Raw genomic sequence first — 25,242 nt, forward strand, 5'->3', positions numbered from 1 at the left:
TTACTTACTACTGATTGCTCTGCCAATATTTAAGCAAGCGACCACTGATAGACTTTATAGCCCCCGGTAAGATTTCTTGCCCTAAAACCCGATTGCATCAGCAATCGATAGGCAACATGACCACGCAGGCCCGATTGGCAGCCAATCAGAATCTCTTTTTCTTGCGGTAACTCGCTCAGACGAGAACGTAATTCATCTAAAGGAATATGTAGCGCCGCAGGATATTGCCCTAATGTTTTCAACTCATCGGCGGTTCTTATATCCAGCAAACATTGCTGTGCAGGGTCAAGATTAAGAATATCGCTTACATGGCAAATGCGAGTATCACCATTGATAACGTTACTTGCCAACATCCCAACTTGGTTAACGATATCACGCGCACTATTGAACGGTGGTGCGTAACACAATTCAAAGTCTTCCAGATCCTGCACTTTCAGGTTGGCTCGCTGCGCTACCGCAAGCACATCAATACATTTGTCGATCCCCGCTTTACCCACCGCTTGTGCCCCCAGGATATCGCCACTACCGGGGGCAAACAGTAATTTTAACGAAACTGGCGAACTCCCGGGGTAATAGCTGGCATGGTTAGCGGCATGGACATACACTTTTTCGTAGTCGATATTCATGCGGCGCAGCACTTTCTCATTTAACCCGACGCTGGCTATCGCATGGTCAAACACTTTACAGATGGCCGTCGCCTGGCTACCTTTATAGCGTTTAGCCCCACCGAGCATGTTCTCTGCCGCGATACGGCCTTGGCGGTTGGCAGGCCCCGCCAGTGGCACCAGCATCGCATCACCGGTGACCCATTCCGCTGTTTCGACCACATCACCCACCGCATAGATACTTGGGTCTGAGGTCCGCATAAACTCATCAACCAGGATCCCGCCATGTGGCCCCAGCACCAATTCAGCACTCTTGGCGAGTTGTATGTCGGGTTTTACCCCTATAGCCATCAACACCATGCCTGTTGCCAGCTTTTCACCATTATTGAGACTAAGCATCAAACCTTGCGGGGCATCAGTCTGTTCAATGGCCGCCAATCCGCATTGCAAACGCAAATCGACACCCTTTTGCCGTAGCACCTGGTGTAATGTGGCAGCCATTTCAGCATCAACCGGGGCCATCACTTGTGACCCTAATTCCAGCAATGTAACCGAGATCCCCAGGTTAACCAGCGCTTCCACCATTTCCAGGCCAATAAATCCCCCGCCAACCACCGTGGCATGGGTTAACTGATGGTGATGGAGATGCGCCAGAATTTTATCCATATCCGGCAGCGTGCGTAGCGTGAACACGCCTGGGAGGTCAATGCCAGGCATCGCAGGGCGAATAGGGTTACCCCCGGTACTTAACAGAAGTTGGTCATAGCTCTCATGATAAACCTCGCCAGTCTGTTCATTTCTAATGTGAAGTCGTTTGTTATTGGCATCAATCTGCAATACCTGATGTTCAATACGGACATCAATATTGAAGCGTTGAATAAAATCCTGTGGCGTTTTCAGTAGCAATTGCTGACGGTCGGGGATCTCCCCCCCAATGTGATAAGGCAGGCCGCAATTAGCAAAAGAGACATAGGCTCCACGCTCTAACAGAATAATCTGCGCCGTTTCAGACAAACGCCTGGCCCTCACCGCAGCCGAGGCACCACCGGCCACACCACCGACAATCACTATTTTGGTCTTACTCATGGTCAATACCTTCCTGTTTCAGGCAACAATAACCTGCACAATTACAGATGATTTAAAGGAATTTTGATGTAATGGATACCGTTATCCTCTGCGGGTGGGAATTCACCCGCGCGGATATTGATCTGGATGGACGGCAACAGAAGCACAGGGACGGCCAGCGTTTTATCCCGCGCCTGCCGCAGCGCCACAAACGTAGCCTGAGTGTTACCATCATGGACATGAACATTACTCTTTCGCTGTTCTGCGACTGTCGTTTGCCATTGGGCTTCTCGGCTTGAAGGAGGATAGTCATGGCAAACATATAGGCGTGTTTCAGCAGGAAAACTGAGGATCTTGCGGATGGAGTGATAGAGCTGCTGCGCATCCCCGCCGGGAAAATCACAACGCGCGGTTCCTACATCCGGCATAAACAGAGTATCGCCAAGGAAAATGGCATCACCCACCTTAAATGCCATATCGGCTGGCGTATGACCAGGAACATGCAAAACCTGCACGTCCAATGACCCTAGCGCAAGAATTTCCCCGTCTGTCAGCAGATGGTCAAACTGTGAACCATCCAGAGCAAAGGTCTGTTCAAGGTTAAAAATGGTCTTGAATATCCGTTGAACTTCAACGATTTTTTTGCTGATGGCGATTTTACCGCCTACCTTCTTACGTAAATAGTGGGCTGCCGAAAGATGGTCAGCATGAGCATGCGTCTCCAACAACCAAGTTATGGTCAGTTGCTGCTGCTTCACATAATCAATCAACCGATCAGCTGACGCCGTCCAAGTCCGACCAGATTTCGGATCATAGTCCAGAACAGGGTCAATAATGGCCGCTTGCCCTCCAATCTTCTCAGCTAACACATAACTGATGGTACCCGTAGTCGGCTCGTAAAAACCTTCGATAAGTGGGGCCATGACAAACTCCTTATCTGTACCTTAGATAGCTTGTTTTTAACCGATGTTGCTTTAATTATACAATAAGATATTATATAAATATATATAGTATTATCATAACGTGAAAGAGGACCAATGAATAACGCGTTAATTGATCAACAAAAAATGCGCGATGCTGCCAGTACAGCGGCTGGCGTATTGCGCACCTTGGCTAATGAAGACCGCCTGTTGCTACTGTGCCACCTCAGTCAAGGGGAAGCCTCGGTGGGGCAAATGGAAAGTGCACTGGGGATTGGTCAGCCAACATTGTCACAACAGTTGGGGGTGATGCGCCGCCAGCAACTCGTCGCCACACGCCGTGAAGGAAAACAGATTTTCTACCGTATCGATGACCCCAATGTATTGATATTACTGAGTACGCTATACCAACTTTACTGTCCAAAAGATCAAACAGGAGGTGTTAACCATGACCATTAATCTGGTGCAATTTACCCCACTTATGAGTTTCTTCGGTGGGATCCTGATCGGAGCTGCAGCCTGGATATTGATATTCTTCTGCGGGCGCATCGCCGGCATCAGCGGTATTATCGGCGGGTTACTCTCCTCAAACACCACAGATCGTGGTTGGCGCCTGGCTTTTCTGATTGGCATTATTGCCTCACCGCTGCTGTATGGTCTTTTCCACCCTCTTCCAGCTAGCGAAATTTCAGCCTCATGGCCCATCGTGATTATTGCTGGGCTGCTGGTTGGTGTCGGTACTCGTTATGGGTCTGGGTGTACCAGTGGCCACGGCGTCTGTGGATTGTCACGTTTATCCCCCCGTTCACTAGTGGCTACGCTGACGTTTATGGGAGTGGCATTTATCACTGTTTGGCTGATGGGCTTACTGGGTTAGAAGTCTGTGCTCACTCGTTAACTTTTTTAGGGGGATATATGAATCTGTTTTTTTCACTACTGGCAGGACTCGTATTTGGTATTGGATTACTGGTTAGCGGCATGGCGAATCCCGCCAAGGTAATTGGCTTTTTAGATATTACCCGCGTCTGGGATCCTTCACTGACTTTTGTCATGGGGGGAGCTATTAGTGTGGGTTTCTTCGCCTTTCGTTCGGTGAAGCGCCGCACCCAATCTGTTTGTGGTGGCAATATCAACCTGCCAACCAGCAAACAGATTGATAAGCGTTTAATCGGGGGGGCTATCCTGTTTGGTATTGGCTGGGGGTTGGCGGGTATTTGCCCCGGTCCTGGATTGGTCCTGCTTGGTGCTGGAATCACTAAAGGTATTGGTTTTGTGGTTGCCATGCTCACTGGCATGCTGCTTTTCGAACAAATTGAGAAAGCCAGAGCGAAACGTCAGGCGAAGTAATATTGACCGATGCACGATAAGTCACACAACAGGAATGAACCATGACCCTCTCGTTACTCTTAGCGCTATGCGTGGGGATGGTGCTCGGCATCACGGGTGCCGGTGGCGGAATTTTTGCTATTCCCGCACTGATGATGGGCATGGCATGGGCTCCGCAACAGGCAGCTCCGGTGGCCCTGGTGGCCGTTGCCGGAAGTGCTGCCTTGGGAGCAATCGAAGGCTGGCGCAAAGGATTGGTTCGTTACCGTGCCGCCATCGTGATGACGCTGGCGGGGATCCCCATGACAGGTGTTGGGTTATCCGTTGCCCAACGCACTTCTCCCACATTACTGACCCTACTGTTTGCAGCTGTGTTGCTGACCATCGCGTGGAAATTAATGCGGACGCCGATGATAGCAGTCACCCATACTTACCCTGTTGTACTGGATGAACAAACCGGGCGATTTATCTGGGTGTTAAATACCTGGCTGCTGTTTCTCGCTTTTGGGGCGATAACCGGTTTTATGACCGGGCTATTGGCGGTGGGGGGCGGTTTTATTATTGTCCCTTTACTACGCCAATTTTCTCCCTTGTCGATTCACCATTGTATTGCCACTTCATTGCTGGTGGTGGCCATGGTCAGTCTCGGCGGGATTGTGACGGCAATGATGCAGGGGGCCACCCTGCCGTTACCATTCACGCTGTGGTTTATGATTAGTATGGTAACAGGCATGTTTATTGGCCGCAGGGTAAGTCATTATTTACCTGAGCCTATGGTGCAAAAAGGATTCGCCGGGCTACTGATCATCGTCGCCCTTGGGATGGTATTTAATGCCGTGATAACAAAGCCCATCGGCTAACAACCGTCAATGGGCAATAAAAGACACTGGCAAGCCAAAGAAAGTAGCGCTGGAAGCCGCGTTTAAACTGGGGTGACGGCAAAACCTGGGCTTCCGGCGTAGAACCCCATTACTGTGCTACCCGGCGCGAAAAATCTCTTGGTCGGAAACCTAACAGGCCCAAAGTTGCAAAGTAGGCAACAATACCCGCCACCACCACCAGCGATAAACGTAACAAGCGTATTGGCATTTGCCCCTGAGACCAGTCAGGCATCAGCCACATTACCCCTAGCAGCACCGCCGACATCACCAATACTGCGATGATCAGTTTAACGAGAAATATTCCCCACCCGGGTTGCGGCTGAAAGATCTGCTGCTTACGCAACTGCCAGTAAAGCAGTGACGCATTCAAACAGGCCGCCAGACCAATCGACAATGAAAGCCCAGCATGCTTTAACGGCCCAATAAACATCAGGTTCATCACCTGGGTCATAATCAAGGTAATAATGGCAATCTTCACCGGGGTTTTAATGTCTTGCCTTGAGTAAAACCCTGGAGCCAACACTTTAACCACAATCAACCCCATCAACCCCACCGAATAGGCCACCAAGGCACGTTGAGTCATCAGCGTATCAAAATCGGTAAATTTGCCATATTGGAACAGAGAGGCGATCAGCGGTTTAGCCAGAATACCCAGAGCAATGGCACTTGGCAGCGCCAGTACAAAACATAAACGCAAACCCCAATCCATCAGGCGGTTATATTCTTCATGATTGCCACTGGAAAAGCTTTTGGCCAATGACGGCAGCAAAATCGTGCCTAGCGCTACCCCCAGCACCCCAGAGGGGAACTCCATCAGGCGGTCCGCATAATACATCCAGGATACCGAACCCGAAACCAGGAACGAGGCAAAGATAGTATTGATAATTAAAGAAATCTGGCTGGCGGAGACGCCGAGGATCGCCGGCCCCATCAGGCGCATCACCCGCCATACCCCCGCATCATTCAACTTCAACCGTGGCAGCACCAACATGCCGATTTTTTTCAAATGCGGTAATTGGTAGCCCAGTTGCAGTATGCCCCCCACCACCACCGCCCAAGCCAGCGCCATCACCGGCGGGTGAAAATAGGGTGCGGCAAACAGGGCAAAACCGATCATGCTGACATTTAACAGCGTGGGGGCAAAAGCCGGAATCGAAAACCGGTTCCAGGTATTAAGAATAGCCCCTACCAAAGAAGCCAGCGAAATCAAGAGAATATAAGGAAAGGTGATGCGCAGCAGGGACGATGTCAACGCAAATTTATCTGGCGTATCGGTAAACCCCGGGGCGGTAATATAAATCACCCAAGGGGCCGCCAACATACCAAGCAAGGTCACCAGCGCCAACACCAAAGTCAACAAACCAGCCACATAGGCCACAAAGGTACGGGTGGCCTCTTCCCCTTGTTGACTCTTGTATTCGGCCAAAATAGGAACAAACGCTTGAGAGAATGCCCCCTCGGCAAAAATACGGCGTAACAGATTAGGCAATTTGAATGCCACAAAAAATGCATCCGTGGCCATCCCTGCGCCAAAAATACGTGCCACAATGGCGTCACGTATAAAACCTAGCACCCGCGAAAACATCGTCATCGAGCTAACGGCTGCCAGTGATTTAAGTAGATTCATGCGGTTTTTCTAATTGAGTCTGACGGATAAATGTCAACGCCTGCATTGGCAGGCGTCAGTGGAATAACAGTAGTCTACGGGGGGAACAAGGTAATAGCTACTACCATCTATCACGGTAAATATCACGGCAAAGTTACCTCACATCACCAAGCATTTTTTCGATCACCTGTTGCGCGTAAATGGCCTGTTCACCGCTGGTTTCCGGCGCGGTCTGGTTACTCACTGCCTGAATAAAGTGCTGCACCGCCCCTTCAAAGCCGCGCTGGGCCAAAAGGGTTTGCCAGCCAGGTACCGGTTGCTCAACAATGCCTTGTCGGTCTTCACGCGACCATTGGCGCATCTCATCCACTTGATAGACTGCGCCTTCCGTCACCGCTTGCACCCTCTCACGCTGACTTCCCGCCTTACGGTGCATACTGGTGGTGATTAGGGTTTCACCAGCAGAAAAGTGGTGCTCGGCATAGCACATTTGCCCGGCATCATTAGCCCGCAAGCAACCACTGAGCAAATTGGCTGAACCACCGGCTAGCCAGATTGCCGTATCCACCACATGCAAATAATCGTCTAATAGTGTGAAACAGAGATCCTTTGGCCCGACACTATCTGCCCGGTGCTTATCCATACGAATTGACGCTGGATGCTGCATTTGCTGTTTTAATTGGCGATACAAGGGGGCAAAACGGCGATTAAAACCGACCATCAACGCCTTGCCCTGTTTGTTTGCCAGCTCGATCAGTTGCTCACTTTGCGCCAAGGTTTCAGCCAACGGTTTATCAACATAAACATGGACCCCGGATTTAAGTAATTCCCCTACAACCTGAAAATGGCTGGCGGTGCTGCTATGTACAAAGACCGCATCACACTGTTGCGCCAAGCTATCAAGCCGTGGAAAACAGTGCATACGGTAACTATCGCAAACTTGCTGTGCTCTCTGCTGGTTGGGTGAGAAACCGCCCACCAGTTGCCACTCTGCAGCCCGGCTAAGCAAGGGCAGATAGGCTTTTTGCGCAATCCCCCCCAACCCAACCACGCCGATGCGTAATTTACTCATGCTCCCCCCGGGTCAGGAGTTGCTGCAATTGTTGCTTTAATTCCGCCACGTTGGCTTCCAACACCGCCACCCGTTCTGCCAGCGAGCCATTAATCGGCGTGGTTTCTTCTGCTGGGGCTGCCTCGATCTCCCCGCTGAAAAGATGCATAAATCGGCTTTCCCGTTTACCCGGTTCACGGGGTAAACGTACCACAAACGGACCATCGTCACGGGCAGTCAATTGCTGCAAAACCGCTTCCACCTCACTCACATCACCGAACTCATACATGCGGTTGGTACGGGTACGTAATTCACCGGGCGTCTGTGCGCCACGCAGTAGTAAAGTGGTGATCACGGCCAATTCCGCCGGTGATAACTTCAGTTGACCAAACTCTGAATTGCAAAAACGCTGCTCATATTTGACCACCCGGTTACCGAAGCCACTCAACGTACGCAGGAAATGTTTTCTCAGCAGTAAATCGAGAATTTGCTGTACCTCGTTTTCCGCCAACTCCATCACCGGCTCGCGGTTAGTTTTCTGGTTACAGGCCAGGGTAATGGCATTTAAGGAAAGCGGATACTGTTCGGGCGTGGTCACCTGCTTCTCCAGTAGGCAACCAATGACTCTGGCTTCTTTACCATTTAATTCATATTTCATTTACGGCCTCAGCTTGGTGATAACCACTCTTTATGGGTCAACGCGGTCAGGACATGATCTTGCCACTGTCCGTCAATTAATAGGTAGTCCTTGGCATAACCCTCACGCTCAAAACCTAACCGAGCCAACAAGGCACCGCTGCGTTGATTGTGGGGCATATAGTTCGCCATAATGCGATGCATCCGCTGCTGCCGTTGCATATAGCGAATAGCAGACTGCAACGCTTCATACATCAACCCTTGCCCCTGCCATTTTGCGCCCAGAGAATAACCCAGAAAACAGGCATGAAATGAACCACGCAGGACATTGCTGAAATTAGCCACGCCATAGACTTCATGTTCATCAGGGTCGAGCAAAATAAAATAGTAAGCCGCACCCTGTTTTTGCATCTCAGTGATCATCTCCAGCCGAACCTGCCAACCGGAGGGATAGCAATGACTCTCATCCCGTGTCGGTTCCCACGGTTTGAGGAATGCACGGTTTTCGGCATAATACTCTGCCAGGCGGTGGGCATCTCTTTCGTAAACTAAACGAACTACCAGCCGATCGGTGGTTAAGCGCACTTTCGGTGATGCTGAACGATAGCCAAACATCATATCCCCTGCAGTCAAAACAGTTTTTTTAGAGTATATAATTATTATTGATAAAAAAATATTTTCCCTGCCCTCTAGCGGTCTTCTCCCATTAAGTAGAGTATAAACGGCAGGTCTTTATTCCCTTCTTTTCACTTATTATATTGCCGTGGTGAAGCATGTCCCTGGTATCACAAGCTCGGAGCTTTGGTAAGTATTTCTTACTGTTAAATAATCTGTTAGTGGTTTTAGGCGTTTTTGTGGTCTTCCCGCTGATTTCCATTCGTTTTGTCGACCAACTCGGCTGGGCTGCGGTGGTGGTTGGGGCGGCGCTGGGTCTGCGCCAGTTGATCCAGCAAGGCTTGGGCATCTTTGGTGGGGCCATTGCTGACCGTTTTGGAGCCAAACCGATGATTGTCACCGGCATGTTGCTCCGCGCGGCGGGCTTTGCCACCATGGCCATGGCGGATCAACCATGGATATTGTGGTTGTCCTGCGCCCTTTCCGCGCTTGGTGGCACTCTGTTCGATCCCCCCCGTACCGCGCTGGTCGTCAAGCTCACTCGGCCACATGAACGTAGTCGTTTCTATTCACTTCTGATGATGCAAGATAGTGCCGGTGCAGTCGTCGGCGCGTTAATCGGTAGTTGGCTTTTACAATATGACTTCCATTTTGTCTGCTGGACCGGTGCCGGTATTTTCATGCTGACTGCCGGTTGGAATGCTTGGTTACTGCCCGCCTATCGTATTTCCAGCATCCGCGCGCCGATGAAAGAAGGCATGATGCGGGTAGTGCGTGATCGCCGTTTCGTTATCTATGTGCTGACACTCACCGGCTATTATATTCTGGGCGTTCAAGTGATGCTGATGTTACCGATTATTGTGAATGAGGTGGCTGGTTCAGCCTCTGCGGTTAAATGGATGTATGCCATTGAAGCGGTGCTATCTCTCTCATTGCTTTACCCATTGGCACGCTGGAGCGAAAAACGTTTCCGTTTGGAACAGCGTCTGATGGCAGGTTTGCTGATAATGACCGTCAGCCTGTTACCTATCGGTTTTGTGAATAGCCTACAGGTGCTTTTTACCTTGATTTGCTGTTTTTATTTAGGAACCATCATTTCAGAACCGGCCCGGGAAACATTAAATGCCGCATTGGCTGATCACCGAGCGCGCGGCAGTTATATGGGCTTTAGTCGCTTAGGGCTGGCCTTGGGTGGGGCATTAGGTTATACCGGTGGTGGCTGGATATACGATACAGGTCACGCCTTGGGTAGGCCGGAATTACCTTGGTTCCTGTTAGGACTAGTAGGCTTTATCACCTTATTTGCCCTATACTGGCAGTTTAATCCCCGCACGGCGGCGCCTGCGGTACTACGTGGTGGCTGATGCCCCAAAAAGATTAAACCAGCAATAGAGATTATACCCGCGCTCATGCGAATTTTAGCGAGACGACAACAGAGTAACGCTCACCACTGAGCCCCTCTGCAATTCCAATGATAACGGGGATATCACCCTCAAGCCTGATTATGGGAGCTAATATGAAACTGTTTATCTACGATCACTGCCCATTCTGCGTTAAAGCACGCATGATTTTTGGCCTGAAAAATCTGCCAGTGCGGCTGGTCACCTTACTTAATGATGATGAACATACACCAATCAGCATGATCGGCCAAAAAATGGTACCGATCCTGCAAAAAGACGATGGCAGTTATATGCCAGAAAGCATGGATATCGTTCATTATGTCGATAATCTGGATGGCAAACCGCTTCTGACCGGAGAAACCAACCCTGCAATCAGTGAATGGTTAAAACAGACAAGCAGTTTTAGCGGTAAGTTACTCTTCCCCCGCATTGCCAATGCTGATTTTGAAGAGTTTGCTACTGACAGCGCTCGCCACTACTTTACCGAAAAGAAACAGGCTTTTGCAGGGGATTTTACTACGCTACTGGCTGATAGCGCCGATTATATTGTGCAACTGGAAGAGGCACTGCAACAGCTTTCGCCACTGATCCACTCCCCAGATGCGGTGAATGGCACACTTTCAGCAGACGATATCCATCTCTTCCCACTGCTACGCTCACTGTCGATTGTGGCCGGTGTCACCCTGCCCAATAACGTCGAAGCCTACCGTAACCGTATGGCACAACGTAGTGACATCCCACTGTTATTTGATATGGAGCAATAGACTTCTAGGCTATCACTCTCTTAACCCAGAGCAATTCTGTTAACCGCTTTATGAGGCATGAATGAAAAAGATCCTGATGGGTGTCGTTGCCCTGATATTTACCGGTGTCCTTGCCGGTTGTACTCCCCTGACTCAATACACTGTCAGTGAACAGGAAGTGAATGATTACCTGCAGAAACACAATAATTATCAAAAACAGATCGGCATCCCCGGTGTCGTCGACGCCAATATTGTTCTTACGCAATTACAAAGCCAAATTGGCCGCACTGAACCGGGTAAAGTCACCCTGACCGGCAATGCCAAGGTCGACATTAGTTCGATTCTTGGGCCACAGACCGCTGAGTTGCAACTGACATTAAAAGCACAACCGGTTTATGACCGTGAGAAAGGCGCCATTTTTCTTAAAGAGTTGGAGTTAGTGGATTACAAAGTTCAGCCAGAAAAAATCGATACCGTGGTAAAAGCGTTGATACCCTACTTGAATCAATCGCTGAAAGCTTATTTCGATCTGCAACCGGTGTTTGTGCTGAACACGCAGGACAGCAAAGTCCAAGAATTAGCACGTAAATTTGCCAAGGGGTTGGAAGTGAAGTCAGGTCAGTTGGTGATCCCGTTAACTGATTAAAATGCGTAGCAGCCCCCGGGTTATGCGGTTAGAAATTGGCTGATTTGCCAGTAATTCACCCATTTGACCTCCTTGCCAGGAGGTCAAATGGACTGTACAGAACGCTCTGATCTACTGTGCAGTGATACGGAAAATGTTGTTCAGCACTAACGGCGTATGATGAGCGGAACTCAGTGCTAATGAAATATCGCCGCCAACCACCACTTTCTTGCCAAGCAACGCAGTGAATGCTGCTCGTTCCTCTGCGCTAAGCATCAACTGCATCTGCGTATTCCAGTCAGGCTGGGCAACATCGGCATCACGAACACAAGCCAGTGGGTGGTCCAAGGCAATCACCCAGTAGGCATCACCGCCGGTGCCTTGTTTACGCAACAGACCACTCAACCTGAGCGTATCCCCTGCCTGCACACAACGTTGCCTTAAGTTGTTAGCGGTATCTGCCAATATTTCCGCTGAAATCCAGTTGTAATACTGCGGCCAATTAACTGTCGATTGCTGCGTCCAGACTACATTTTCTGGTACGGTACGCCAGGTTCCTTTATCTGTTTTTTGCAAAATAACGTCAATCTCACCTCTACCAGCACGATAGGGGCTGGGAGTATCTCCGTTCGCTTTACCAACGAAACGCGCGTAATTTTCGCTGGCACAGAGTTCGGTCACCACAAATTTCACTGCTGGGGACGAAGTATTGAGCGTTAAAGTATTGACGTCACCAATATAGCTGTCACGTAAACCATCCAAAATCTGAGTCCGTAATGGATCGTCTTTATTAACTGGCTGGCATATGTTCTTGCGCCCCTGCGCTTCCACCTTGTTCTGCACCGTCTGCCGTTGCAACACAGTACCGTTATCATAGAAACAGTGCGCCTGTTCTGGTGTTGCCACATCACTATCCAAGTTAACCGCACTCATCCAACCCTTGTCTGTACGGATCAGAATGCGATCATAAACATGATATTGGTTATTTTTGCCCGCCAGAAATTGATTACTTGGGTCCTTTAACAGCCCGCAAAAATAGGCAACATTGCCCTTATTTGAAATCTGCTTAATATAAAACAGGGTATCAGCCAAATTAAGTTCTTTACGCAGATCCTGAGCGATGTTCTGACGAATAAAGCTATCTTTCTTCAGCGGTTCCATATCTCCCACGCCCGCATAACTATGAGCGCAGAGTAGTAATAACAAAACTAAGCAATAACGCATCCCTTACCCCCCTCGAAGAACAGCTGTTTTCTCGCTATGATAAATGCCCTGCTACTTAACTGGAATCATTTTTATATGCAAGCAAGGCAAGGTTTTCTTTTCCTGTTGCTACTCTTATGCAGCTTCGCCCAGGCCAATGATAGTGCATGGGGTGATGTTAACGGTTCAATTAAGCTGATGAAACAAAGTGATATCAGCATGGCGAAAGAACGGCTCACTATCAGTCCGAATCGCATCAACGTCGATTATCTATTCGTTAACCACGGCCAACAGGATGTTGTAGTACCCATGACATTCCCTATGCCAGAAATCACCCAAAATCGGGGGGAAGATCGCGCCGCTGGTATCAGTAACTTTAAGCTCAGTGTAAATGGTAAATCGGTGGAAACGGAATCCCGTTGGGTGGTTACACTGCATGATAAACAGACCGGGCAAACTGAAGATATTACCGAGAAAATGCTACAGACAGGCTGGACAATTCCAAAATTACGCCAGACATTACGCTATGATGATGGTTTTATTTACAGAGATGACGAGAAGCTGCCGCAACTCCCCGCTGAATGGTTTGACCATGACTACCCTCGTTTTACTCTGCAGCAATTATTCCTTTGGCAGCAAGCCTTCCCCGCAGGGAAAGAGGTTATTATTCAGCACAGTTACACCCCCAGTGTGTCCACAGGCGTACCAACAAGTTACAAGTGGATTCTAGGTGATGGCACCAAAGACAATGAAGGGAATAAGTGCTTAAGCCGCACAAACCTTGAGCAGTTAAAAAAACTTACCGCGACCATTCCCAAACAAAATAGCGATAGTGATTATATCGATGTGGACTGGGAGCAACTGGACTATATCCTGACAACCGGTGCTAACTGGCGAAATGGGGTTATTGAGGACTTTACCCTGCGCATCCATAAAAATGCGCCTGATGATGTGGTCGTCACCTGTTTTAAACACCCACTGACACAGGTTGACCCACTCACGCTGGAGTTTAAGCAACAGAACTTCAAACCGGAAAACGACCTGAGTATCACCTTCTATTCAAACCCGTGGGGTAAATAAAAGCGCCGCTAATCGCGCTGATACAAGATGCAGGATAAAACACCGGCTTTTATCCTGCACTTAGAAATATGGGGTCTCTGCCCCCCCTAATACATCGACTCACTCTGTTTCGTCAGGCTCGCTGTCTTGTTGCTCTTGTTGCTCATACTCCGCCAACTCATCACGCATTGCAGTGATAGCATCGCGAGTCATTAGCGCCAGCGTGCGATAAAAACCGCTGGTGGCATGGGCTTCAACCTTGCCAAGAAAACGACCACACCATGGCAACAGAAACTGATCAAACAGGGTAATTTGTGCCTGTACTTCATCTTCCTGCGATTGATCTTCCAGCCAGGAAGCGGCCAACAGCAGCAAACCAAAGTGATCAGCAGGGGCATCACCTAATGGCATCCCACGCTGTTGCAGGAACTGGCGGACCTCCATTTCACTGGCATCGGCAACATAAGCCGAGCGGAATGGGGAAACGGCACATTCACTACCAACAAACAGGGCATTAAAATCCGCAGTTAGTAGAGGATCATTGGCATGCTGTTGTAAACGAGCTAATAACTCATCCTGTTCCAGCGGCCAATTCTGTTGCAACTTTCCTTCTGTTATCAGGGTAAACAGTGGTTGCAACAAGGGGTCTTGCGGCTGACGATAAAACAGCGAGCCCAACACCCGGCAAACAACGGAAAACTCATTCATCGGCAAATCCTATTCTCAGACCAAAATTTTTACGTGACAACGTCACAGACTACTTAATTCTGCTATTACTGGTTTTCCGCGTTGTTCCAGAAAATTCAACAGACGGCGCGGGGACACATTGAGTATTCGCTCCTGCGGGAAATTGACAGCATCAATGATACGTTCGCAATGCTCAAAATCCCCAAGGGTAAACGCCACATGGGAATCAGACCCTAACGCTAGCCAGCCGCCTGCATCACGCACTGCCGCCGCAATAGCCCGGCAATTATCTTCACTCCCCTTACGGGAATGGCTAAACGACGAGTTATTCAACTCAAGTGCCACCTGATATTTTGCCGCTGCGGCTGCAACCAAAGGAATATCAATGGCGTATTTGGGGTTACCCGGATGGCTAATAATATGTACGTTCCCCTGAGCCATGGCAGCAATCAGCGCCTCAGTGTTAGCGGCTTTATCTTGTGGGGGAAATACCGGCTCATGAAATCCGGCAATAATCAGATCAACCTCATCCAGCATCGGGCCAGTACAATCAATATCCCCGGCCAAATTTTTAATATTGGCCTCGATACCACGTAAAATACCAACACCATCCACCAGGCGCGGCCATACTCGCATATTCATAAAATGCCAATAATGCGGGGCATCAGCCATATCAGGCCCATGGTCTGTAATAGCAAACAGCTTGATACCTTTGCGTTTTGCCTCAGTAATATAGTCACTCAGGGTGCTGTAGGCATGGGTACTGGCAACAGTATGCATATGTAAATCAACGGGGTACATTATTTCTCCTTCTTTGCTACCGGTAGGGTGTCCAACCGCGGCAACGTGCATGGCGACGGGGCTATCATACCAGTTAACGTTGGCAACCACAGTGCAACAATGCGTCTAAGCAACAATAATCTTATTTGAACAGCCGTTCTTGTAAGCACCGTATCTGGTAGCTCTATTGACGGTGGCTGAAGATTTTTCTGCATTAGCCCATCAGCACTAGCAACCTTTGCTGTTAACTATCCGGTGAGGTGTCTGAGTAGCTGAATGATCACGCCTGGAAAGTGTGTATACACGCAAGTGTATCGGGGTTCGACAAAATGGCCTGCCATTTGGGACGGCCGCAAGCCGCCCGAAGAGTGAGCCCCGTGAATCAAGCCCTCTCTCAGCGCTATATTACAGCCCCAGTATTTTGATAACGTCGGTTTCTCGGTATGCCATTAAATTTTGCCTTCTGTTGTTTTGTCTTGTCCTGTGTGGTCATACAGCCAACGAATCCCCTACCATACTTTCAACTTACCTTAATATTTTCAGTAGGCGAGATCCTGTTTCTAAATAAGCGCCTTTCCGCTTATTTAGCTTGCAAGCCAGGCATTAGTCTCTATTTATATGATTCAATGCGACACGGCATAAATATAAATTACAACTGAGTCGCATATCTGATTTACGCTCTAACCCCCCCGAGAAAACCTCTTCGGTTTATCTCGTGCAATATAAGGTTAGGAACCTCATCCACATTAGATATTTTTCTATTATGAACAATTATCTGACTTGCATTTTCATAACCTGGCGCCCACAAGTCATTATTATCGACAACATCTTTGTAAACGGAAATTAGTGGTTTTCCCCACGCGGCTGATATATGTACAATGGATGTGTCTGGAGATATGATAAAATCAGCTTCACTAATTAAAGCCATGACATGATGTAATGACATAAAAGGGTTTGTTATAACATTGTCAGGAAGTGATATAGTGAGTTCCTTCCGATGATCAAGAATAATAATATTGATATTACTTGATTTTTTGTTAAGCATATCAATGATATTTGATAGCTGCTCTTGGGAGAAATTTCTCTCTGAACTTCCCGTAAAAGCATTAATAATAATCTTCACTCTATCATCCCAAACGTTAAGGTAACTCTTTACTTCGTTAACAATAGCGTCAGGGATGTGTAAATCATAGGCTTGACTGCTTGTAAATTTAATCCCCATGTGATTAGCAACTAGAGAAATTGCTTGTGTCACATGTTCTTTACCATTTTCAAATGCAATGGAATAACTGTAGTGATTAATACAACTCCATTTGTTAAACCCAAGGACAAACTTTGCATTTACATCCCGAAAAAGCATCATCCGATGTACTGGCGTATCGAATAAACACAGATCAATAATAAGATCATAATTATTTTTATTCAATTTATTAATTGTCGAATCAGCAACGGTATGCTTAAAGCTTTTTAGAAAAACCGCATTATTACAATCATCTGCCTCGTAGACATCTCTAACATAGGGGTTGTGTTTTATCGCTACACTACTTGATTTAGTAAGTAATAAATCAACCGTATAACCAGCCTCATAAAGACCCTTTACAAGTGGAGTAGAAATCACCACATCACCAATTGTTCCTTCATTGCGCAGGAGTAGTATCGTTTTGACAGACTTGATATCAAACACCTCTTTTCTACGCTTATCCCAGAGAATCTTAGCAAAATATATCTTAATATTAAGCCTTACCTCTTTCAGATAATAATTCTTTTTCCTATTCCACTCCCTTAATTTTCTGAATCGACCCGTTGAAATAGAAATCTCCAAATTCTTACTCACAACACACTCCATTTTCCTTGAAAAAGACGTTCATCTATAAGTTGAGATAAATGTTTAACTAACTCACTACTTATCGATATAGGTGATCATGACAATGCTGCATATGTATATCTTACCGAATGGTAATCCGATATATTGACATAATAAATCAAAATCCCACAGATCCCAAGCCCGTAAGAGTATTGTAGGCTACCGCCCCAACGGTGGCAGGCCGACCCCGTTACCGCAACTGACCATCAAGGGCCGATGGCTGGAAGCGCTGGGGTTTAACAAGGGTCAACCCGTGAGCATTATTGCGGAACAGGGCCAACTGATTATCCGCACAACCACCACCACGGAGGGGCCCCTGAGCCGATCCCCGAATTAACGTTGTCCGAGCAGTGTTATCTGCAGTGTAACAACAGCAGATTTGCTGAAATATCCATGTCCTCAATCACCAGAGGGGTCTGAATTATCAAGCAAACGCATGAAAGGGGTGACCAAGGGATCCTTTGCGTCAAAAAGTTGCAACAGATATTCGGTGATTTTCCCTGCACTACTGGTGCGCCACACCAATGAAAGAGGGGAAGGTTTACGGCCTACCCACGCCAGATTAAGCTCTGCCAGCCGCCCTTTGGCAATCTCTTCATGCGCAATAACCGCAGGCAGAAAACCGATACCGAGCCCGATCTCATGGCAGGTGATCTTGGTTGCCATGTCTGGCACCAAAAGTTCCTGCTGGCCGGCCAGTCGCCAAGGGGCTCGTTTCTGTAACCGATTGGAACTGTCTTCTATGTTTACCACCGGATAGTGCCGCAATTCTTGTTGGGTAATGGGTTCCGCAGCTGCAAGCAGCCGGTGATCCGGCGCGGCTACGCAGAGCCAATTGATAACGCCCATCGCCCTACTCTGAAAATCATCACTCATCGCATGAAAACCTGGTGCCCCTATCGCCAGCTGGCCATCGTTGTACTGCATCTGATCCCATACCCCCATAAAAACGGCCATCTCTAACTTGAAGACAGTAAAGGGAAAACGTTGGTTTAAATGCGCTAGGAGGTAGCTGGCGGCGTTGGAATCATAAATAAGGTTGTTGAAGACCAACTTGAAGTTCGGTTCAATACCGTCATTAACCTGTTTAAGGGAGTCCGGCATGGTCTGTAACCATTCCAGTATCTGGGTGGCTTTCTCAAACAGCATCTCACCTGAGGGCGTGAGCTTTAATTTACGCGTGGTGCGTTCTATAAGCACCGTGTCCATATTGGCTTCTATCGTCTTGATTCGGTAGCTGATAGCGGCAGTCGATCGATGCAGAACCTCAGCGGCTGCCGAAAAACTTTTTAGCTGAGCTACCGTCACAAAGGTACGTAGCTCTTCGAGGTCAATATTAGATTTCTGTTTGAGATCGAACATGGTTAAGTCCACCGATCCAGGACGGCCCGACACAAAGGAAATTCTAGCATGATTATCAACGCATTAGTTTAATCTTTATAGGCAGATCTTAGTACGATGATGCAATGGTGCTACGCATGACCCAGGTGATAAATACGTATCTTTCTCTGCAACTTGCTTATTCACCCCCGATTGATCGGGTCATATTGAGTAACTGAATAATTTAATTATGATTCCTTACCTGTAGATTCGGTTACGTCAGTCATTGCAGGTTTTGTCATCACCACACACACAAACGCTAATGCCAGTGCAGCGCCAAGGTAAATAGAAACGGGCAAACTGCTGTGGTATTGATGGATGAGATAGAGGCAGATTGAAGGGGCCAGTGCGCCGCCAAAAATACCCGCAGTCTGAAACCCGAGACCTGCCCCGGTGAAACGCACGTGGACCGGGAACATAGCGGGCATGTGTGCCGCAAGTGGTGCCCACATTGCAGCCAGTAAAAAGAGGGCGACAAAGGCGGTAAGCACGATGATAGTCGGATCCCGCATATCAACCAGCATGAAAAAGATAAATCCCCAAGCAATATTGGCTAAGGCTCCACAAGAGATAACAGCGCGGGTAGTGAATTTATCCGCCAGATAACCGAATACCGGGATACCGATGGCCTGGCCGATAGAGGCTGCGATACTGGCATTGAGAGCAATCTGCTTATCCATGCCGATAAATGGCAGATAAACCAGCAAGAAGAGCGCAAAGACATAAAAAGCAATGTCACTGCCGATACGTGAGCCGATTGCCAGTAATAATGTTCGCCAATGATTCCTGCAGATATCAATAATGGGAATGCTCTTGCGCTGTTGCAAAACTTGCTTGTTCGCCACAAATTCCGGTGATTCATCGATGGATCGGCGAACATAAAAGCCGATAGCCACCAGCAGGCCGCTAGCAAGAAAAGGAATACGCCAGCCCCAAGCGATAAAATCCTCGGGCGGTAAAACTGCATTGATAACGGCGAATACACCGCTGGCAATCAAAAAACCAATGGGCGAAGCAAGTTGTACCATGCTACCTAAAAAGGCGCGCACCTTACTCCCTGCTGCAAACTCATTCACCATCAGCGCCGCGCCCCCCCACTCGCCGCCAAGAGCCAAACCCTGTAACAAGCGTAACAGGCAAAGGCCGACAGCCCCCCATATCCCTGCCGTTCCATAGTCAGGAAGGCAGCCGATCAGAAAGGTTGCCCCTCCCATCAGTAATAGCGCCAACACCAGCATGTTCTTTCGGCTAAAACGATCGCCAAAATGACCAAAGATAACCGCGCCTAAAGGTCTGGTCACAAAGGCGATGCCATAAGTTACCAGCGACATCAGCAGCGCGAGTTCTGTCGATACCTGGGAAAAAAAGACCGCTGGAAAAACCAAGGCGGCGGCCGTGCCATAAATGAAATGGTCATAAAATTCGAGTGTCGTTCCAGCAAGGCTCGCCAAAGTCACCCGCAGAAGTGAAGATTGCTTTTTAGACTCACCGCTATTTTTAGCCTCTGCCATCTCACTATCCTTTCATGTGAAATAAATGTCACTCATGAGTAATGTTTAATTTTTTATAAAATTCTCACAGCGCATCGTTAAGCCAAATTATACAATTACTCACTACTGTACCGCTTTATTGTCATCTCAATTTATTTAACCGGGTTTTAAATATGAGTATTTATTGCCAAGATATTTAACCGCTCTCCAGTTTTAACCGTTTTGGTTAATGATTTTAATGAGAACACCCAGATTTAAATCGGAGCGTATCTCATCAAAAAATAATCGCTATCAGGTTGGTTGCTTTATATCGCTACGATAGAGAACAAAAGCTGCTGCTACCGTTGCCACTATCGCAAAAATAATATGCCAGTAGCCCGGGATCACATTTGCAGCAAATAATTTAAGCAGCAAAGGCACACCGATGGCAACCGGGATCACTTTCGGATACTTAATAGCGAAAGTGACCATCAAGGCACCGAAAACCGCCGGAACCGTGTAAGACTTGAGCGCATCTACCGCCGGGCCAGGCAATACAGACAACAGGAAAGAGCCGCATATTACGCCGACACAGATAAATGCCGTCGTCGTGGTTGTCGCGCCGATAATCGCGAGTGTCGACACCACTTCTGCCTCGCGAGAGCCTGGCTCAACCTTGGCCAAATCCTGGGCAATGGCGGCAGCGGGTAACTTGGTTGTGCCTATATTGCCGGTCAAAAAGGCGAGATATGTGCCCGACAGACCCAGTGCGGGGTAAAAACTGATGGGTTCGATCAGCCAGATAAAGCCGAAGGACGCCACAATCAGCAACACATCATTCCACAACCAGTCCACGGGTGGGAAAATACCGTGAACCAGGTAGAGATAGAGTATCGGAAAAGTGGTCGTCACACAGGCCGTTAGCAGAGTAACCCGGCCAATTTTGTGGACCGGATTGACCCACTGTTGAACGTAATTTGTGTTGTCCATAATTTTGCATCCTGATCAATCTATTCGCTAATCGGTTAACTCATGCCGATCATCGAGGGTTGATATGTTATGTCGAGCCATAAATCATCGATTCTATTGGCTCCAATACGATTAAATCTTCCTGGTAGCCAGGTTATCCGACAATGGATTGGACAATAGCCCCAGCAATGGTACCGACTAGCATGGCTATCCCCAGGCTATATTCCTTCAACTTCTCCACCCGTTGGGAAATCACATAGAGCACATAGGTGGCAATACCCGCAACCAACCAGGCACCGACGTTGCCACCGCCATGAATAATAGTGCCAGAGCTCAGGTTACCGTAGATGGCACACATCGCGGCACCGCTGACCAACGCCAGGATCTTGGGGTTTTTGTTGACCACCTTGGTGCGAATCTTCTCCAGATGACCGGCGAAGAAAACGGCGGATAACATCGAACCCATACCATTCAGAGCCATACCAAACCAGGCGACAAACAGCACCACAACGGTGAAATCAACCCCTCCGAAAGTGACACCTGCGGCGTCCGCACCAAACTTGGCGGCAGCCATCTCATTGGTGGCCGAAACGATAATAGATAGACGCATCCAGGTTATCGGCCCCCCCAGTACCGCCATCATGCCCACCAGTACGATCAGGATACCCAGTGCCGGGCCAACGGCAGTGACCATCCCTACCTTGAAGGACTTGGCACAAATTTCATCTGACATTCCGAGCAGCTTGGCATTCTTGCGTGCCAGCTTGTAGTAGGCATAGCCCTGTCCTACAACGACCATAATAGTGATACTACAGAGCAGCCATAGCAGCGGGCTGTTAATGATTTCATTCATTTGACACTTCCTTATAACTGATCATTTTGTCGCGGACCGTTATGCGGGCCGCAGACAAAATGGAATAAGTTGAAATCAGAACACTTCTGCACAACGCAGCAGCGCCTTCTCGAAGCAATCGATAGGTGGATTAGTGATACCCGCCCCGATCTGCCCCTCTCCAGCCTTCTTGTGTACGCTACCGGTGGTGATGATCGGCAGAATGCCTGTCTCTACGACCTTGCGAATGTCGATACCGGTGGGCGAACCACGAAAATCGAGCACGGGTTGAGAGAAGTTCATATTCTCGAACAGCGTAATTTCATACATTTTCTTAGAGATTTCGATGCCATCAGCGGCAGTTCCCCCCACCAGTTGGACAATAGCGGGGGCACCGCTTAAGGCAAACCCCCCAATGCCAGCGGTCTCAGTGATCGCAGAATCCCCCATATCTGGGTTGGCATCATCGTCGCCATACCCGGGGAAGTAGAGCGCCTTGACCATCTGAGCCGGCCCCGTGAACCACTCATCCTTGAGGCCGGAAACACGGATACCGAAATCCACGCCGTTACGGGCCAGGGCGGTCACCATGGTACTTTTCTCGACGCCGTGAGCGACATCCAGACACACCTTGGAGGAAGGCATACTGATACTCAGGAAGTAGCCATCATTGCCGTTAATAAAATCGACCACCGGTTGCAAACGCTCGTGAGGCAGCCCCGTTTTCAACAGCAAGGGAAACAGTGCCCGTAAAAACAGACTGGTACCGGCCTTGTTACGGTTATGCCCTTCATCCCCCATGTGCAGTGCCTGGAATTGCAGTGACTTAGTGTCGATGCCTTCGCTCTGGGAGAGCGCCAGGTGCATGACTTCACGGAATTCAGAACGCATCCACTTCAAGCGCTCGATCACCTCAGGGCCGAAGGCACCATAGCGCATCACCTTGCCGCCCATGCCTTCTGGTACTGGGCAATAAGCGTAGTTGCCGTGGGTCTTGTTCTTGAAGACTTGCACCACCATGGAGTAGGAAATGACCCCGGCCATCGCGCCAACGGCGTTATGCTCATGGCAAGGTGCAAACTTGATTTTGCCGGAAGCGGCAAGCGCTTCAGCTTGCTGTTGATCAGCCGCCAGACCTTCGAGGATCAGCGCACCAATCACTGCGCCCTGCATCGGGCCGCACATGCGTTGCCAAGTAATAGGTGGCCCTGCGTGCAGTATGGTGTAAGGCGTCATACCGGGGATGACATCCTTGGCTTGCTGATAATCCACCAGGAAGGGAGCCGCTTCCATAAAGAGGTCAATGGCCTTCTGGTTTGCTTGGGTGATCTCTTCACTATCGAGCTTGGTCAAGGCTGCCAACAATACCTTGTTCCCCCCGCTGGCGGCCGCCACTCAACCTGAACACTGTCGACGCTCTGGGAGAGCAACTCATTGTTGAAATTCTCGGCACCGAAATTGATAGTTTTTAACTCGCTATTGAAAAGGGAATTAATTTTACTCATTACTGAATTCCTCTGATGATTTCGGCGGCGATACGTGCGGCATGAGCGTTGTTCTTACCTAGAATCACCCCAGCGGACTCAAGCTTTTGCATTTGCAGTTTCATGATTTGCGGATCCTTGTCTGTTCCCAGCACATAGCCGACGAAAATCACTTCTCGTCCCTGCTGCTGAGCCACCTTCTTGGCCGCCTCGATGCCTTCCAGCGTGACGCCAGCCGGATCTTCGTTTGAACCAAAGCCCAGCACTACATCGAACAGTATGACTGCGGTTTGCGGGTCAGCAGCTTCCTGGACAAGCCGCAGATTACGCAGGGTAGGATCGATCATCGGATGAGGCTTACCAACGGTGAAGGCATCATCCCCCATATCCACAAAGCTGTTTTTCACGCTCTCATGCGGATTGGCCAGCTTCTCTTGCTGTTTCTTGGCAACGTTGCTGTAGCAAGGTAAGCCAGGGCACTGATTCTTGAAGATGATACGAGCTTCATCGGTGAGTGTGCCGCCACAGAAGACTCCACGCAGATATTTCTGGTTGGCATCTAACCGTTTGCTCAGTTCTGCAGCCAACGCTGTATCCACTGCTACCGGTTCAACCCTGCCGCTAGCATTCAACAAAGCAACTGCCTTCTGTGCGCCCTCTTCCAACGTATTAGCAAAATGCAGGTTGGCATCAGCGGCACGGCTTACACCTTCGTTCAGGAAGCAGACCACGACCGGTTTACCGACCTGTTTGGCTAGATTACTCACCTTCTCGGCCACAGAAACTTCAGGTGGCTTGGAGACCAGCACGATGAGGTCAGTCTCTGGATCTTGCGCTAATGCTTGCAGCGCATCGCACATCATAACGGCATTGATGCTCTTGGAGAGATCACGCCCGCCAGTGCCGATAACCTGACTAATGCCATAGCCGTACTGGTCCAGCAACACGGTGATTTCCTGTGTACCGGTACCGGATGCGCCAATCACCCCAACACGCCCCTGATTGACCACATTAGCAAAGCAGAGTGCCTTCTGGTTGATGATGGCGGTGCCACAGTCGGGGCCCATCATCAGCAGACCCTTTTCATGGGCCAGGGATTTCAGCATCAATTCATCTTCAATACTGACGTTATCACTGAACATCATCACGTGCAGGTCGTGTTGCAACGCCTTCTTCGCTTCCAGCACCGCATACTCACCAGGCAGGGAGATGACCACCATGTTTGCGTCTGGGGATGCATTCAAGGCAGATTTGATACCAACGGGTTTACTCTTACTGGCAACACCGTTGCTGCGCTTCACCAACCCTTTTTCAATAGATTCAAATGCCTGGGTGGCGTTATCTTCATTTTCCAGGCTAAATGAAATGATAAGATCATTTGGCGTTGCTGCCTCAGCCTCTGGCGTGCTCATTCCGCTGTCCCGTAGCAGAGCCTTGTTGAGATCACACCCCATACTGACAGAGAGATTCAGCACACCTTCCAGGCTAGCCAGACGCTTAGTTATTCCCATCAGGGTGACAGAGTCAAAATAGGTGTTCTTTTTTATTAAACAGAATATCTTCAACTTAATTTCTCCTAATGAACACACAAACCGTAACGCGTTGATAATATTTCCGATAAGTTATATATAAATTATCGTTATCTGCATAAATAAATAATCAAATACATGCCAAGCAAGGCTTACCTATTACTCAATGCGTCTATTATCATAAGTTAGCAATTAAAATGGCATGGTTATACCTTATGTCATTTAATGGCTTTAGTTTAAACAATAAGTTTAACTCACCAATTAACTGATGGTTTATATACCGTTGCAGTACTGCAGATTAAAATTAACCATATGGTGTATATTAAACTCACAGCAATTCACATTCAATCGACGCATGAGTTAATCTAAAATACTATTAGAAAAAACTTAATAATGATCTACATCAATAAATAATAGTGATCTGAATCAAACTTTAATTTATATTTAAGTCCTTACGGATAATTAAAGTTCAATTTATTATATTTAATAGTTGATAAATTAGACCTAGATCAC

The 25,242-nt window shown here is 48.5% G+C and carries 24 protein-coding genes and 1 pseudogene; 9 read left to right on the top strand and 16 right to left on the bottom strand.

Translation table 11 applies throughout. The annotated features are described in order from the left end of the window. Window positions 1-29: 29 nt before the first annotated feature. Window positions 30-1,691 (bottom strand): FAD-dependent oxidoreductase, encoded by a 1,662-nt coding sequence (locus ACX9GV_RS09170; protein WP_473197820.1) that lies wholly within the window; start codon window positions 1,689-1,691, stop codon window positions 30-32. A 41-nt stretch (window positions 1,692-1,732) separates the two neighbouring features. Continuing rightward, window positions 1,733-2,593, bottom strand: a complete 861-nt coding sequence (locus ACX9GV_RS09175; protein ID WP_473197821.1) for an MBL fold metallo-hydrolase — start codon at window positions 2,591-2,593, stop codon at window positions 1,733-1,735. 114 nt (window positions 2,594-2,707) lie between these two features. On the opposite strand from ACX9GV_RS09175, the gene ACX9GV_RS09180 reads away from it, so the two are divergent. From ACX9GV_RS09180 to ACX9GV_RS09195, 4 genes are read left to right on the top strand one after another with little or no spacing between them, the layout of a single operon-like run. Continuing rightward, a complete protein-coding gene (locus tag ACX9GV_RS09180; protein WP_023490799.1) occupies window positions 2,708-3,049 on the top strand; it encodes an ArsR/SmtB family transcription factor in 342 nt (113 codons plus the stop codon). Next, the gene (locus ACX9GV_RS09185) at window positions 3,039-3,467 is read left to right on the top strand and encodes a YeeE/YedE family protein (protein ID WP_023490798.1); all 429 of its coding nucleotides are present in this window, start codon (window positions 3,039-3,041) and stop codon (window positions 3,465-3,467) included. Before ACX9GV_RS09180 ends, ACX9GV_RS09185 begins: the two co-directional genes overlap by 11 nt. 38 nt (window positions 3,468-3,505) lie before the next feature. Beyond that, window positions 3,506-3,937, top strand: coding sequence for a DUF6691 family protein (locus ACX9GV_RS09190; RefSeq protein ID WP_473197822.1), 432 nt, complete (start codon window positions 3,506-3,508; stop codon window positions 3,935-3,937). 41 nt (window positions 3,938-3,978) lie between these two features. Beyond that, window positions 3,979-4,776, top strand: coding sequence for a sulfite exporter TauE/SafE family protein (locus ACX9GV_RS09195; RefSeq protein WP_473197823.1), 798 nt, complete (start codon window positions 3,979-3,981; stop codon window positions 4,774-4,776). A 109-nt stretch (window positions 4,777-4,885) separates the two neighbouring features. On the opposite strand, the gene murJ is transcribed toward ACX9GV_RS09195, so the two are convergent. The 4 genes from murJ to rimJ all read right to left on the bottom strand — a co-directional run bounded on the left by murJ (window position 4,886) and on the right by rimJ (window position 8,705). Next, window positions 4,886-6,424: a murein biosynthesis integral membrane protein MurJ gene (gene murJ / locus ACX9GV_RS09200; protein WP_473197824.1), complete on the bottom strand. Its 1,539-nt coding sequence runs from the start codon at window positions 6,422-6,424 to the stop codon at window positions 4,886-4,888. A gap of 133 nt (window positions 6,425-6,557) precedes the next feature. Then, window positions 6,558-7,475 (bottom strand): Gfo/Idh/MocA family protein, encoded by a 918-nt coding sequence (locus ACX9GV_RS09205; RefSeq protein WP_473197825.1) that lies wholly within the window; start codon window positions 7,473-7,475, stop codon window positions 6,558-6,560. Further along, window positions 7,468-8,112: a YceH family protein gene (locus ACX9GV_RS09210; protein WP_473197826.1), complete on the bottom strand. Its 645-nt coding sequence runs from the start codon at window positions 8,110-8,112 to the stop codon at window positions 7,468-7,470. The genes ACX9GV_RS09205 and ACX9GV_RS09210 overlap by 8 nt, the downstream gene beginning before the upstream one ends. 8 nt (window positions 8,113-8,120) lie before the next feature. Beyond that, window positions 8,121-8,705, bottom strand: a complete 585-nt coding sequence (gene rimJ / locus ACX9GV_RS09215; RefSeq protein WP_473198011.1) for a ribosomal protein S5-alanine N-acetyltransferase — start codon at window positions 8,703-8,705, stop codon at window positions 8,121-8,123. Between the two features lie 158 nt (window positions 8,706-8,863). Between rimJ and mdtH the strand changes: the two genes are divergently transcribed. The 3 genes from mdtH to ACX9GV_RS09230 all read left to right on the top strand — a co-directional run bounded on the left by mdtH (window position 8,864) and on the right by ACX9GV_RS09230 (window position 11,494). After that, a complete protein-coding gene (gene mdtH, locus ACX9GV_RS09220) occupies window positions 8,864-10,069 on the top strand; it encodes a multidrug efflux MFS transporter MdtH (RefSeq protein WP_473197827.1) in 1,206 nt (401 codons plus the stop codon). Between the two features lie 152 nt (window positions 10,070-10,221). Beyond that, window positions 10,222-10,869 (top strand): glutaredoxin 2, encoded by a 648-nt coding sequence (grxB, locus tag ACX9GV_RS09225; protein ID WP_473197828.1) that lies wholly within the window; start codon window positions 10,222-10,224, stop codon window positions 10,867-10,869. A gap of 61 nt (window positions 10,870-10,930) precedes the next feature. Further along, window positions 10,931-11,494: a lipoprotein gene (locus ACX9GV_RS09230; RefSeq protein WP_473197829.1), complete on the top strand. Its 564-nt coding sequence runs from the start codon at window positions 10,931-10,933 to the stop codon at window positions 11,492-11,494. 111 nt (window positions 11,495-11,605) lie between these two features. Here the strand turns inward: ACX9GV_RS09230 and ACX9GV_RS09235 are convergent, their stop codons facing one another. Beyond that, window positions 11,606-12,634 (bottom strand): DUF4431 domain-containing protein, encoded by a 1,029-nt coding sequence (locus ACX9GV_RS09235; RefSeq protein ID WP_473197830.1) that lies wholly within the window; start codon window positions 12,632-12,634, stop codon window positions 11,606-11,608. 138 nt (window positions 12,635-12,772) lie between these two features. Here ACX9GV_RS09235 and ACX9GV_RS09240 point away from each other — a divergent pair, with 138 nt between their 5' ends. Next, window positions 12,773-13,756 carry a DUF4424 family protein gene (locus tag ACX9GV_RS09240; RefSeq protein ID WP_473197831.1) on the top strand — a complete coding sequence of 328 codons (984 nt, stop codon included), beginning with the start codon at window positions 12,773-12,775 and terminating at the stop codon, window positions 13,754-13,756. A 99-nt stretch (window positions 13,757-13,855) separates the two neighbouring features. Here the strand turns inward: ACX9GV_RS09240 and ACX9GV_RS09245 are convergent, their stop codons facing one another. From ACX9GV_RS09245 to ACX9GV_RS09255, 3 genes are all read right to left on the bottom strand, one after another. After that, window positions 13,856-14,443 (bottom strand): TorD/DmsD family molecular chaperone, encoded by a 588-nt coding sequence (locus tag ACX9GV_RS09245; RefSeq protein ID WP_023490786.1) that lies wholly within the window; start codon window positions 14,441-14,443, stop codon window positions 13,856-13,858. Window positions 14,444-14,485: 42 nt separating this feature from the next. Then, window positions 14,486-15,223 (bottom strand): PHP domain-containing protein, encoded by a 738-nt coding sequence (locus ACX9GV_RS09250; RefSeq protein ID WP_473197832.1) that lies wholly within the window; start codon window positions 15,221-15,223, stop codon window positions 14,486-14,488. A 652-nt stretch (window positions 15,224-15,875) separates the two neighbouring features. Beyond that, window positions 15,876-17,036, bottom strand: coding sequence for a glycosyltransferase family 9 protein (locus ACX9GV_RS09255; RefSeq protein ID WP_473197833.1), 1,161 nt, complete (start codon window positions 17,034-17,036; stop codon window positions 15,876-15,878). Between the two features lie 181 nt (window positions 17,037-17,217). Between ACX9GV_RS09255 and ACX9GV_RS09260 the strand changes: the two genes are divergently transcribed. Continuing rightward, entirely contained in the window at window positions 17,218-17,403 is a 186-nt protein-coding gene (locus tag ACX9GV_RS09260; RefSeq protein ID WP_072011631.1) for a SymE family type I addiction module toxin, read from the top strand. Between the two features lie 62 nt (window positions 17,404-17,465). Here the strand turns inward: ACX9GV_RS09260 and allS are convergent, their stop codons facing one another. The 6 genes and pseudogenes from allS to fdrA all read right to left on the bottom strand — a co-directional run bounded on the left by allS (window position 17,466) and on the right by fdrA (window position 24,765). After that, window positions 17,466-18,428 (bottom strand): HTH-type transcriptional activator AllS, encoded by a 963-nt coding sequence (gene allS / locus ACX9GV_RS09265; RefSeq protein WP_473197834.1) that lies wholly within the window; start codon window positions 18,426-18,428, stop codon window positions 17,466-17,468. 206 nt (window positions 18,429-18,634) lie between these two features. Continuing rightward, on the bottom strand, window positions 18,635-19,957 hold the full coding sequence (locus ACX9GV_RS09270; protein ID WP_473197835.1) for an MFS transporter: 1,323 nt from the start codon (window positions 19,955-19,957) through the stop codon (window positions 18,635-18,637). 270 nt (window positions 19,958-20,227) lie between these two features. Then, a complete protein-coding gene (locus ACX9GV_RS09275; RefSeq protein WP_023489925.1) occupies window positions 20,228-20,905 on the bottom strand; it encodes a hypothetical protein in 678 nt (225 codons plus the stop codon). A gap of 133 nt (window positions 20,906-21,038) precedes the next feature. Continuing rightward, window positions 21,039-21,737, bottom strand: a complete 699-nt coding sequence (locus tag ACX9GV_RS09280; RefSeq protein ID WP_023489924.1) for a DUF5058 family protein — start codon at window positions 21,735-21,737, stop codon at window positions 21,039-21,041. A gap of 75 nt (window positions 21,738-21,812) precedes the next feature. Then, window positions 21,813-23,221, bottom strand: a pseudogene (locus tag ACX9GV_RS09285) (YlbE family protein). After that, window positions 23,221-24,765: an acyl-CoA synthetase FdrA gene (fdrA, locus tag ACX9GV_RS09290; RefSeq protein ID WP_473197836.1), complete on the bottom strand. Its 1,545-nt coding sequence runs from the start codon at window positions 24,763-24,765 to the stop codon at window positions 23,221-23,223. Before fdrA ends, ACX9GV_RS09285 begins: the two are co-directional and overlap by 1 nt. Window positions 24,766-25,242 lie beyond the last annotated feature (477 nt).

It is taken from the genome of Serratia sp. 25CWL12, from assembly GCF_055790885.1.